We start from the raw sequence: 12,218 nt of genomic DNA, 5'->3' as shown, positions 1-12,218 counted from the left end.
AGCTGACGAGGCCACTCAGAGGGTACTATGCAACAAACACATATAGGACTGCTGCGCCATGCTCCCACAGGCTGGAATGCAGAAAAGCGGATACAAGGACAATTTGATATTCCGCTTCAAGAGGAAAGTTTTACCGTAATTAACTCATGGATTTCTTCCATAAAGAAACATCCATGGAACCGGATACTGACAAGCGATCTATCGCGGGCACATCTTACCGCACTTGCCTTAAACACATATTTGCATCTTCCCATAGAAATCGATTCGCGCTTACGTGAACAGGATTGGGGGGCATGGACAGGCAATTCTATACGCCAGTTACGTGAACAGTCCCCTGACGAAGTCACCAGACAAGAAGCCGCCGGATGGAACTTTACCCCGCCAAATGGTGAAAGCCGAACAGCAGTGTTGGAAAGAACCATGAAAGCGCTGCATGAAGCAATCTTTCGATGGCAAGGCGGTCATATCCTTGTGGTAACCCATCAGGGAAATATCACCACGATCGCCAACCACCTTATGCGAAAAAAGTATCTTCCAGAAGAAGGAAAAACTATCCGTAAGCATGCCCTGCATCACCTGATTGCGGAAACCCCGACACCAGATGAAATCCACTACTCCGTACTCGAACTTAATGAGGTATTGTAATGCGTGTTGTTCATTACTGTCAGCATGTGCTCGGCATGGGGCACTTCTTCCGCAGTCTCGAAATTGACCATGCACTCGCCGGACACGAGGTCACACTCATCACAGGTGGTACTCCTGTATCTGTTTCATATCCAAAACATGTTCAAGTCATTGAGCTTCCTTCTCTATCAATGGATGAAGATTTCGGCACATTTATCCGCACTGATGAGCAGGGGAAAAAACATCCCCTTACAGAGCAGGAACTTGAAGGTATCAAGGCACAACGCGCAACAATATTAACGGAAACATTACTTGCTCTTCAACCTGACATCTTTCTTGTAGAGCTCTTTCCGTTCGGTCGAAAACAGTTCAGTTTTGAACTCATGCCGGTACTTGAACTTGTGAAGGATAATGCCTTTCCCACAATGCAAACGATATGCAGCGTACGGGATATTCTTGTAGAAAAGGCTAATCAGCTCAAATTTGAAGAGCGGGTTCTTTCAATCTTGAATACATACTTTGATGCTATTCTTGTGCACACCGACCCTTCGGTCATTACACTCGGTGCAACTTTTCCACGCATCAACGAAATATCTATTCCTATTTACAACACAGGATATATTTCTCCCAAACCCCGAATCACCAATTCGCAAACAGTCCGGAACTCATTATCTATAGCTGATGGCACTCCTTTTATCCTTGGCAGTATCGGCAGCGGATCTGTCCATCCAGAACTTATGGAACATCTGGCCTCTGCTTCAATCCTGCTTCAAGAAACAACACCGCACTCTTTGCTCATTTCAACCGGCCCTTTTATGCAGCAACGATTTCAACAAAAAATTAGAAAACTCTGTGAACCGTATCCGCACATTACTGTCACCGACTTCATACCCAACTTCATAGATTACTTAAATGCTGCCGACCTCTCATTCAGCATGGCCGGCTACAACACCACAATGAACTTGCTGGCAGTAAACACGTTCGGACTCGTCTATCCTTTTGATCAAAACAGAGAACAACGAATGCGCTCTACAAGTCTGGAGCAGCTGGGTGCGCTTAAGGTTATAGAACAGAACGATATTACGCCGGACGCATTACAGCATATTCTTTCCCGCCATTTGAATCAGACACCTTCCCCAAACAACACCGTAGATTTAAACGGTGCAGTACAATCTGTTAAAATAATGGAGAAATTACTCTGACATTGTAAGCACAAAGATATGACAACTTCCGATTACAATGATTCGGCAGGTACAACAAAGGCAGGTACTCAATGGCAAAACAACGACCATATATTTCAGCCCTGTGGCACGCCGTCCCTTCCAACATCCATGCAAGACTCGAACAAAGCATTCAGCGCGGGATAGAAGATTTTCACACATCCCCTCAGCAAGCCAGTGCTGTTCCAAAAATCTTCTTTCGAGCCGACGACATTGCCATCCCTTCTTCACAATGCACGGCTATGCTGAAAATATTTGCTGAACACAATACTCCGCTTGCATTAGCTGCCGTTCCGGCATGGAGTACTCCTTCCCGCATAGAAAAACTTCTTTCTGTTGCCCCGAATTCTAATGACCTGTGGTGTTGGCATCAACATGGATGGTCTCATATCAGCCATACGCTTCAAGGAAAAAAATGTGAATTTGGGAGCAACCGTCCCACTGAAGAATGTGTTGAAGAGCTACAACAAGGCACTGCTACATTAACCTCACTGCTGGGCGATACCTTGCAGCCTGTCTTCACTCCCCCTTGGAATAGAATGGGAGAAGACAGCATAACAGCCGTAAAAGAATTAGGATTTAAAGCAATATCTCGTTCTGAATCCGCACCAAAACAAAACATACTGCCGGATATACCTGTTAATGTTGATTTGCATACGCGTTCAGAGCTGACGGCTGAGAGCGGATGGAATGCATTATTAGAAGAACTGCGCGCAGGCATAGCTTCCGGCAGGTGCGGCGTGATGCTCCACCATGAAAGAATGAATCCGGCAGCTGAACTATTTTTGCAACGACTACTGATAATCTTGCAAAGCTACCCCGTTCAACCTGTTCCCTTATATCCCTATATGCTATGATGACGATTACTCATGATTTTACTCATAGATAGAGAATCATGAGTCGCATGTCTCAACAAAGGTATTCCTTCCGCTTAAACACCTTCGATGAAGAGCGTTGACGGTTACCATCAAAGACATGCCCAGCAGGCAGTAGAAAACACTTTTTCTCATAACGCATGCAGAAAAGGATTTGTCATCAATCCATCACGTGTTTGTCCAAAACATGACAGGCACCAGTGCAACGCCGCAACCGCAGGGACAAAACTATGCCGGAACAAACATCACGCACTGGCTTTTTTACCCATGATGAACGTCATCGAATCGGCTTTCCTTGGAGTAAATCGTTTGATTTTGCAGTCCAAAATCTGCGTAATCGTTTCACCCGCTCGCTTATCACAATGAGCAGCCTTATCCTTGCGGTTGCCTTTCTTGCGTTTATTCTGGTCAATTTAAATATTGCCACAGGGCTTGTTCAGTTCGGCGGAACTGAATTCGCTTCCATCCTTTCAGAAATGGGATTTGATGTAGATACCGCTCTGGGCACAGTTACAACAGGCCCCAAGGAACGCTGGATAGTGCTTCTTTCCCTGCTTGTCTGCACTGTAGGCATTATCAACGCCCAACTCATGTCCGTTACAGAACGATTTCGTATCATCGGCATCTTCAAATGCCTCGGGGCGCTTGATTCCATAATTTTACGACTTTTTCTCATTGAAGCCGCAATCATCGGCGTTATCGGAGCCGCAATAGGTGCAGCTGCTGGTATTGCTTTTGCCTTTATTAACGGGCTGTTCAACTTTGGTGTTGCTGCGCTTATCCTTGTTTCGCTTTTTGATGTTTTCATTTCGTTTCTTCTCGCAACTGCCACAGGCTTTGCTCTAAGTATCATCGGCGTGTTGTATCCGGCTATTCTTGCCGCCCGTATGGAACCTGTAAAAGCACTCAATGCTCAGCACTAGGAAATCTCATGTCACGCACGCTCACACAGTCTAAACGTAACCGAATGCTTACAGCACTAGGGTATCTGCTACGCAAACCGCAGAAAGCACTAAAAGCTATCTACCGAGACAGATATGATGCGCTTTGGTGGCAACAATACGTGACCGAACACTACGAAATGAAACAAGGTCTACCGCAAGTAAATCTGTTGGATCTACTTCCTGATTTTGAAGAAACCATCACCCCCTACGCAATGCTGGAGGCCGCCGCAACCCCAATGGATATAGCCTTATTGAAAGGGCTTGCACGCTCCTATGAGCCTTGCGATTACTTGGAAGTGGGGCGCTGGCGCGGAGAATCCATTACGAATGTCGCTCCTCATACCGGCACATGTTACTCCCTGAGCCTTTCGCCGGATCAACAGATAGAAGCAGGCTTCAGCAATTCTATGATTAAACAGGACGGCTTCTTCATAGACCCGGAACAATATCCCAACATAACATGCATAAACTGCGACACGTTGGCATTTGACTTTTCAACGCTCAATCAAAAATTTGATCTCATATTTATCGATGGCGACCACCACGCCGCAGCAGTAACCAGTGATACCCGCAACCTGTTTCCGTTACTGAAAGATGAGCACTCCATGATCGTCTGGCACGACTATGCAAACTCACCGGAAAAGGTTCGCTGGGCCATCCTCGCCGGAATATTAGACGGTTTACCGCAGGAAGAGCACAAGCATCTGTATCACGTATCCAATACACTTTGCGCCCTCTATACGCGTAAACCTTTGTCAGCTGCGTATCAGGAGTTTGCCATGACTCCGGATAAATTCTTTGAAGTAACCATCCGCGCCCGCACGTTGGAGACTCCGGCAACGGGACACAGTCAGGGAGAGGCTCGATGGAAGAAAAACAGATAATTGTCCGAGTTGAAGGCGTTAAGAAAACCTTTAAGATGGGGAAACAGCACGTCCATGCTCTTCGCGGCGTTAATCTTGAAATATACACTGGCGAATACCTCTCCATTATGGGTTCATCCGGCAGTGGGAAAACCACACTGTTCAATATGATCGGCGGACTGGATAAACCTACAGAAGGAAAAGTGTTCATTGATGAGGTGGATATCTCGCAACTGGATGCGTATGAACTGGCGTGGCTGCGTAACCGTAAAATCGGCTACATTTTCCAGACATTCAACATTATCCCGACGTTGACGGCCCTTGAAAATGTTACACTTCCTATGACCTTTGCCGGCATGCACCATGAAGCTGCTACCGAAAAGGGATTGGAACTTCTCGACTTAGTAGGATTGGGAACCCGCCACCAGCACAAACCGTTAGAGCTTTCCGGCGGGCAGCAGCAGCGCGTTGCAATCGCCCGTGCTCTGGCAAACGATCCCGCAATCATTTTAGCAGACGAACCAACAGGGAACCTTGACCAACGAACCGGCGAGGAGGCCATTGAGTTATTACGCACCTTATGTCGAGAACGAGGCGTAACCATTATCACTGCTACTCATGACTACAAAATGCTTAACGTTTCCGACAGGGTAGTCTGGGTAAAAGACGGACGAGTTGAAAAAGTAGAAAAACGTGACGAATTGAGCATTTCTCTTGGAACTATCGGAGAGAAGGAGCGCTAATGAACTCCATCTTTGCCACAGTACTAAAAAAACATGGCTCATTGCTTTTTGCTTTGCTGGTCATCTTTTCTTGCCTGTTGCTTGCTACAACACTTCCTTCTTTTGCAAACCAAATTCAAGATACTGCTAATAAGTTCGGCAAAACCACTCATGCCCTCTCACTACTTCATGACCGTTACACTGGATCACAGGGGGCACGAGAAGCTGCGCGGTTTATCTACGAACATTTCAAAGCAGATTTTTCTGGAAATCCAAGTGTCCAAACCGGCATTCAATCTTATCTTCTACCTGTAACGCATTTTAAAATAGGTACGTTACGCAAAACAGATGTAACCCCTGACCAGCCTGTTGTTCTCCCGCCTTTGCGGTTGAATGCAGTTACGCCGCCCACCACGCCTGTAGAGGGCATCACCGGTCATATTATCTATGTAAAAACTGGTGACTTGGCAGAATTTAATGGCAAAGATGTGCAAGATGCCATTGTCATCATGAATCTTGATTCTGGAAAAAACTGGATCAATGCTGCCCAGCTCGGTGCTTCTGCACTGATCTACGTTGATGACGGGCATAATACTCCACCGACAAAAGCATTATTCAACGATAAATTTGAACTGACTCCTGTTAACTTCCCCCGCTTCTGGATATCACATGAAAAAGCTGTAGAACTTTTTGGTAACCTTGATGCCCTCTATGGACGCACGTTAGCAGAAAATGAGGCTATCACGGTTACAGTATCAGCAAACGTGCAATGGATTCAGGCAGAAGGCGAAAACATTTGGGCTTTCATTCCTGGAACCGGTGAAGATGCTGACAGCAAATTTATGCTTGTTGAAGCTTTTTATGATACTGGAGCGTTTGTACCTGAACACGCTCCAGGTGCCGATGAATCAACATCTGTTGCTACCTTGCTTTCCATTGCAGAACGCCTTGGTAACAATCCTCCGAAAAATTCTGTTTTACTACTGGCAACATCCGGACATTCTCAAAGTAATGCAGGCATGCGTTCTTTTGCTTCTGTTCTCACCCAGCCAGCCGGAACAGTAAAAAAACAGCTGGCTATTTTGGCAAGAAAAGCAGCTGACACGCGGGATACAATCGCGATTCTCCGCAATCCAGACCTGCTCTCCACTCCGCAATCACTTGCTGTTTATTCTCCCCGAGAATGTGAGCTGTTGCGTTTAGCACTTGATTCTGTATCAAAAACACAGGTTGATCTTTTTACCCGAGAAGTTACCCGTCTGCGCCTTGCTGCCACTGGAACAACAGAGGACAACACACGCATTAAAGAACTGGCAGCAAAACGTCTTGAATACAGAAACCTTGTTTGGCTCAGCTCAAAACAACAGGCACAAAAAGAAATTCCACCCAACGAACTGCAACTGCTTCGAAGCCTTGTGTCATTAGCACTTGCAGAACAACAGGAACGCTTTGCGGACTTAGTTCTTCGTTTGCGCAGTGCCGAAAGTAAACAGGACCTCAAAGAAGCCATTGGCGACCGAACTCTCCAAGCGGGATTCGGACTCTACTTATCCACTCACAGCACGGGAGTAGGCGGTTTTACACGTGGCTACCTTTATGAGCTAAAACCTACGATTAACCGCACATCATTTTTCGGCCCTCTTTCTGAAATGGTTACAGAAAGTGCCAAGATGCTGAAAAATTTTGATACACTCTGGCAAGACTCGCTTCATCCAACCCCGACAACACCATGGCAAAGCTATCTTCCTGATATTCCAAAATTTGGCAGTGAAGTTCTGGCAATTGCCGGATACCCCGTAATCAGTCTTGCATCACTACATGACTTCCGTCCGTTATGGGGAACCCCGTATGACGTACTTGAAGAAACAGACCAAGAATACGCTCTCAAGCAAAACGCTTTTGTAACCTCGCTGATCACGAGAATTGCGAATGACACACTGCCACAAATAGCTCGAGCCAGAGATGGCTTCGCAACTCTTGGCGGCAGTGTTAACTTACAGCGTCAAGGTGAACCATTCCCAGATAAACCGGCGGCAGGCACACTTGTACTGACGTACCAAGGGCCATCCCGTTTTTATTCAATGGTAAACACCGACGGAACCTTTGAACTGCCGGGGCTGGCAACCTCTCAGCAAACAATTCACAAGGCGGTAATTGAAGCTTACAGAATCAATCCGCAAACAGGACTTGCTGTATGGGCGGTGGACAAACCAAGTACAGGAAAAAGTAATTACCGCGTAAAAATGCGTCGCAATACCATAGGCACCCAGCTGACAATGTTTGACTGTGCGCAATCAACATTATTCAACCTGCTTGATGCCAGAACTCTTGCCTACCTATACCGCACAGAGATTATTGACTCACGCACAGAAACAAGCCCGCTGCGCTTCTGGTACTCAAGATTGGACACACGCAGCTCTACGCTTGGTACATTTTTCCTCGAACCTGATGTTCCCTTTAAGCTGACCCTTTCAGACACGGTTCTCGGGAAAAAGGTACTGCTTCTCAACAACTCACCAGCTGATCCTCTTGGAAAAGGGTATCTCATCAGCCAATGGCCGGTTATTCCTTTTACAGAATATCATGCAGCACGCGATATGTGGACACTACTGATTCCACGTATCAAAAACCTTGAAGAAAAAGGAATTAACAACGAACGAATCGCCAGCCTGTATCAACAAGCACAGGGACTGCTCAAACAGGCTGAAGAATATTACATGGCCAAAGACTGGGTGGGGCTTCTCAATATTTCGCGTGCTTCACTGGCAACAGCTTCGATGGTTTACAACGACATTGAAAGTACACAACGTGATGTCCTTTCTGGGGTTTTATTTTACATCGCCCTATTTGTACCTTTTGCCTATTGCTTAGAGCGTCTGCTCTTCGGATATGCTTCAATTTACAAACGCATACTGGCATTCCTCGGCTTGCTGACGGTTACAATATTCGTTGTGTACCTTGTTCATCCGGCATTCCAGCTTACATACAGCCCACTAATTGTTATTCTGGCATTTTTTATTATCGGGCTATCGTTCCTTGTGTCGCTTCTCATTTTCCTACGGTTTGAACGAGAGATTAAAAACTTTCAGGAACAGGCGCACAATATACGCGTTTCTGAAGCCAACAAAAGCGCTACGTTCACAGCAGCAATGGCTATCGGTGTCAGTAACTTAAAACGCAGACCGTTAAGGACTGCGCTTACCATTACCACACTGACCATTCTGACATTTACTATTATGAACTTTACCTCCACCAAAAGTATCCGCACAGCAGGATGGGTTGAGTTCAGTAAAACAGCTCCTTATTACGGATTACTCCTAAAAAATCCGAACTGGCGAGACATGCCGGTTGAAACATTACAGATAACAAATGACCTCTTCGGTGGAAAAGGTACTATCGCCCCGCGCGTCTGGTTTGAGATTCAGGACAAAACCCGTGCTCCATTCCTCCCTATGACATACAATGGTAAGTCATCTTCTGCACGCGCTCTTATCGGTCTTGCTCCATCTGAAGTGGATATGAGTACCATTACAACGCATCTTATTTCAGGCTCATGGTTCGATGACAGTGACCAGCATGCTATTATACTTCCTGAAGAGATTGCCACACAGTTGGGCATTACTCATATTGGCGCTATTGCACCACAAATTACGTTCTGGGGAATCCCTTATACCGTCCGCGGTATCATTAAAAACAAGGCATTGGCTTCAAGCAAAGACTTAGACGGTGAACCTGTTACCCCTATTATTTACCCGAATATTGCAGCATCTGATCTTAGTGATACCGAAGCTGAAGCCTTGAACCGAGGTGAGGATCTTTTGCAGTACGAAAGCCGCTATGAGCATATCAGCGGTGCGCGCACTGTAATTATTCCAGCACGAACTCTCCTCTCAGAAGGGGGATCATTAAAAGCGGTTGCCATTAAAACAGGCGAAAAGAAAATTGATGATGTTAACCATGGTCTATTAAATCTCGGCTACCGATTCGGCATGCTCATCTTCAGCGGAACAACTTCCGGAACATACCTGTACTACGCCTCAAACTTTATCAGTTACAGTGGACTGTCCACTATCATCATTCCAATCGGCATCGCTATTCTCATTGTGTTGAACACTATGATCGGCTCTGTATACGAACGCCGCAGTGAAATCGGAGTTTACACTTCTGTAGGTCTGGCTCCATCGCATGTTGCCTTCCTGTTTGTAGCGGAGTCATTGGCGTTTGCGATCATCAGTGCTGTTTTCGGCTACCTCATCGCCCAAACGGTATCGGGGTTCATGTCGGGAACAGAGCTTTGGGCTGGAATGACGGCTAACTATTCTTCCACAGCCGGTGTGATGGCTATGTTGCTTATCATCATCGTGGTTCTCATTTCCTCTATCTACCCGTCACGCGTAGCATCTGAGATAGCTATCCCTGACGTAACCAGAGCATGGAAACTGCCAAAGCCGGATGGTGACACCATGCGCATTGAACTGCCATTCCTTGTTAAAAATTCGGAACAGGCCTTTGCAGGCGGCTTCCTGCTTGAATACTACAGCGGACATGCGGACATATCACATGGTGATTTTTCAACTGAGGACATTGTATGCAACTTCCTTCCGCCACACGAACTGGTTAACCGGGGACTGATACAAAATAATGTTGAAAAAGAAACTGCCGGTGATGCCTGCCTTACCTTCGACTTTAAGACATGGCTCTCCCCGTTTGATTTTGGTGTCCGACAGAAAGTTCAGCTTATTTTATGTCCATCAGAAACCCATCACGGGTTCAAGGAAATCCACGTTATTCTCACCCGAGAGGCCGGTGAGATACGAGTATGGCAAAACCTGAACAAGCCTTTCCTGCATGGCCTGCGTAAACAGCTTCTGGTCTGGCGCTCAATAGATCAAAGTGCCCGTAAGTCCTATGAACGCGACTTCATAACAGCCCTTGCTGAAAAAGGAACTGAAATTCCCAAAACAGCTATGGAGGACAAAGGAGACAGCGCATGAACACGTTACGACTCCCTAACTTAGTTCTCGCCATCATTCTCGGTATGCTCATGTGCGCAGCAGGACCATTCAACACTGCGTGGCTTGGCGGCACTGCTCTTGGCGGTGGCCATTTCCCGCTTGCACCGTTCTTCATCTCCTTCTTTCTTTTCATTGCCATTGCAACAATTGCAATGACAACAAAGAAAGCTCCTTTAATAAACGGTACAGAACAACTCGTCATATGGCTTTTTATGGTTATCGGTGTAGGCATCGGTTACTCCGGTCTAGCAGAGACATTTTTCCTCAATATCACTGCCCCTGCCTACTATGAAAGTGGCGGCTATCGATGGATTAGCACACTGAAACCATACTTACCTCAATCATGGTATATGAATAATCCTGAAGTGGTAAAACCGCTGTATGAAGGTTTTATCGGCGGGCACAACATGAGCCTGTGGCAGGTTGTTCTTCAAGTTCCCTGGAGTGCATGGGTAGGTGTTCTTCTGCTTTGGGGACTGTTCATCATGATAGCCTATCTTACTATGCTCTGTCTGGTTAACCTGTTCGGCAGGCAGTGGGTTGAAAATGAACGAGTTAACTTTCCACTTTTACGAGTCCCTCAGTTCTTAAGCGAAGCACTTGATGCTGGAAAGATGAAAGAGTTTTTAACCAATCGATACCTCCTTTGGGGAATCGGTATTCCTGTGTTCATCCATCTAATTAATGGACTCAGCTATCATTATCCTTCAATCCCGCAACTCCCTACACTGGTGCTTGCCGGACAATATTTCCCGAAATACGGGTTATTCTCAGGCTTTAACAAGCTGCAACTCTATCTTGTTCCCGCATATATCGGATTCGCATTCCTTGCGACTCGTCAAATAGCATTCAGTTTTTGGGTGTTCTACATCCTTGGCGCATTGTTCATGGGTATTTTATACGTCATGGGCTTCAATATTCCCCAATCAGCAATGGGGATAAACTTCGGCCCTAACCTTGCCCGTCCTGCAGAAGCAACTGTCATCGGCGCAACATTTGTATTCTTCCTTTTTATTCTCTGGCTGGCACGCGGACATCTGGTCAACGTCTTCACAACAAGCTTACGTGACAGAACAGTACATCAGGGAGAAATTCTTCCCGCATCATGGTCTCTCTTCGGGGCTCTTGCCGGTATAGGATGCATGATGGTCTGGTGTTTCTGGTTCGGTATGTCTATCGGTGGTTCAGTGATAATTCCGATAGTCTTCTTTATGATCATGCTCGTCATTTCCCGCGTCATCACTCAGGGCGGATTACCACAATTTATGCTGACTGCTGCCCCTTCAGATGGCGTAACCGGTGTATTCGGCACACGCTTTCTCGGTGCAGCAGGCGTTGCCGTTACTGCGGTCATACAAAAAATGATGTTTCTGGACGTACAGGAATCTCTGATGCCGAATCTTGTGCACGGAAATAAAATATCTGAGAGTACAACCAGCAAGCGTCGCTTCTTTATCGCTCTCACCATCCTGCTTGCTGTATGCATCTGCACTGCATTCTGTTCTATGCTCATTCTCAGCTACAAAACAGGGCTACGTGACCTTCAGCTTGAAGTGGAAACGCAGTCCGTACTTTCCATATACGAAAATGCCGGCAGACTCATCGATGCACCGCTAAGCGCAAACCCGTGGATCAGCATGTTCGCCCTTTTCGGAGCACTCTTCATGACTGTCTTGGTATTTTGCTTCTACAAATTCCCATGGTGGCCGCTCCACCCTCTGGGGTTCATTGCCGCCTACAGCAAAAGTATGCGCATTCTGTGGGTATGTTTCTTCCTTGGCTGGCTTTGCAACTACCTTGTCCTGCACTACGGAGGCACTTCACTCTACCGAAGGATTCAAATGGTCTTTGTAGGACTGATTATAGGGGATATGCTTATGGGAGGCGTATGGGCTATTGTTAGCCTGTATTCAGGCATCGTGTATCCAGTATTTCCGGAACTCGGGGGCTAGACC

8 protein-coding genes are annotated in these 12,218 nt (G+C 46.4%); all 8 read left to right on the top strand.

All coding sequences use genetic code 11. The features are described from left to right. The first annotated feature begins 27 nt into the window (after window positions 1-27). Entirely contained in the window at window positions 28-645 is a 618-nt protein-coding gene (locus tag QZY95_RS06770; protein ID WP_290921022.1) for a histidine phosphatase family protein, read from the top strand. Continuing rightward, the gene (locus QZY95_RS06765) at window positions 645-1,826 is read left to right on the top strand and encodes a glycosyltransferase (protein ID WP_290921020.1); all 1,182 of its coding nucleotides are present in this window, start codon (window positions 645-647) and stop codon (window positions 1,824-1,826) included. The genes QZY95_RS06770 and QZY95_RS06765 overlap by 1 nt, the downstream gene beginning before the upstream one ends. A gap of 71 nt (window positions 1,827-1,897) precedes the next feature. Then, entirely contained in the window at window positions 1,898-2,701 is an 804-nt protein-coding gene (locus QZY95_RS06760) for a polysaccharide deacetylase family protein (RefSeq protein WP_290921018.1), read from the top strand. Between the two features lie 248 nt (window positions 2,702-2,949). Then, complete coding sequence (locus tag QZY95_RS06755) at window positions 2,950-3,642, top strand: FtsX-like permease family protein (RefSeq protein WP_290921016.1); 693 nt, start codon at window positions 2,950-2,952, stop codon at window positions 3,640-3,642. Window positions 3,643-3,650: 8 nt separating this feature from the next. Next, window positions 3,651-4,547: a class I SAM-dependent methyltransferase gene (locus QZY95_RS06750; protein WP_290921012.1), complete on the top strand. Its 897-nt coding sequence runs from the start codon at window positions 3,651-3,653 to the stop codon at window positions 4,545-4,547. After that, entirely contained in the window at window positions 4,529-5,269 is a 741-nt protein-coding gene (locus QZY95_RS06745) for an ABC transporter ATP-binding protein (protein ID WP_290921010.1), read from the top strand. Before QZY95_RS06750 ends, QZY95_RS06745 begins: the two co-directional genes overlap by 19 nt. Further along, the gene (locus QZY95_RS06740; RefSeq protein ID WP_290921007.1) at window positions 5,269-10,242 is read left to right on the top strand and encodes an FtsX-like permease family protein; all 4,974 of its coding nucleotides are present in this window, start codon (window positions 5,269-5,271) and stop codon (window positions 10,240-10,242) included. Before QZY95_RS06745 ends, QZY95_RS06740 begins: the two co-directional genes overlap by 1 nt. Continuing rightward, window positions 10,239-12,215, top strand: a complete 1,977-nt coding sequence (locus QZY95_RS06735; protein WP_290921004.1) for a DUF6785 family protein — start codon at window positions 10,239-10,241, stop codon at window positions 12,213-12,215. The genes QZY95_RS06740 and QZY95_RS06735 overlap by 4 nt, the downstream gene beginning before the upstream one ends. Window positions 12,216-12,218: the final 3 nt, after the last annotated feature.

This window comes from Halodesulfovibrio sp. (assembly GCF_015482765.1).
GTDB lineage: Bacteria > Desulfobacterota > Desulfovibrionia > Desulfovibrionales > Desulfovibrionaceae > Halodesulfovibrio.
This window is presented reverse-complemented; position numbering and strand designations above follow the sequence as displayed.

Coding starts and splice junctions, on each gene's coding strand:
- QZY95_RS06770 (WP_290921022.1), top strand. CDS start 28: ATGCAACAAACACATATAGGACTGCTGCGCCATGCTCCCACAGGCTGG.
- QZY95_RS06765 (WP_290921020.1), top strand. CDS start 645: ATGCGTGTTGTTCATTACTGTCAGCATGTGCTCGGCATGGGGCACTTC.
- QZY95_RS06760 (WP_290921018.1), top strand. CDS start 1,898: ATGGCAAAACAACGACCATATATTTCAGCCCTGTGGCACGCCGTCCCT.
- QZY95_RS06755 (WP_290921016.1), top strand. CDS start 2,950: ATGCCGGAACAAACATCACGCACTGGCTTTTTTACCCATGATGAACGT.
- QZY95_RS06750 (WP_290921012.1), top strand. CDS start 3,651: ATGTCACGCACGCTCACACAGTCTAAACGTAACCGAATGCTTACAGCA.
- QZY95_RS06745 (WP_290921010.1), top strand. CDS start 4,529: ATGGAAGAAAAACAGATAATTGTCCGAGTTGAAGGCGTTAAGAAAACC.
- QZY95_RS06740 (WP_290921007.1), top strand. CDS start 5,269: ATGAACTCCATCTTTGCCACAGTACTAAAAAAACATGGCTCATTGCTT.
- QZY95_RS06735 (WP_290921004.1), top strand. CDS start 10,239: ATGAACACGTTACGACTCCCTAACTTAGTTCTCGCCATCATTCTCGGT.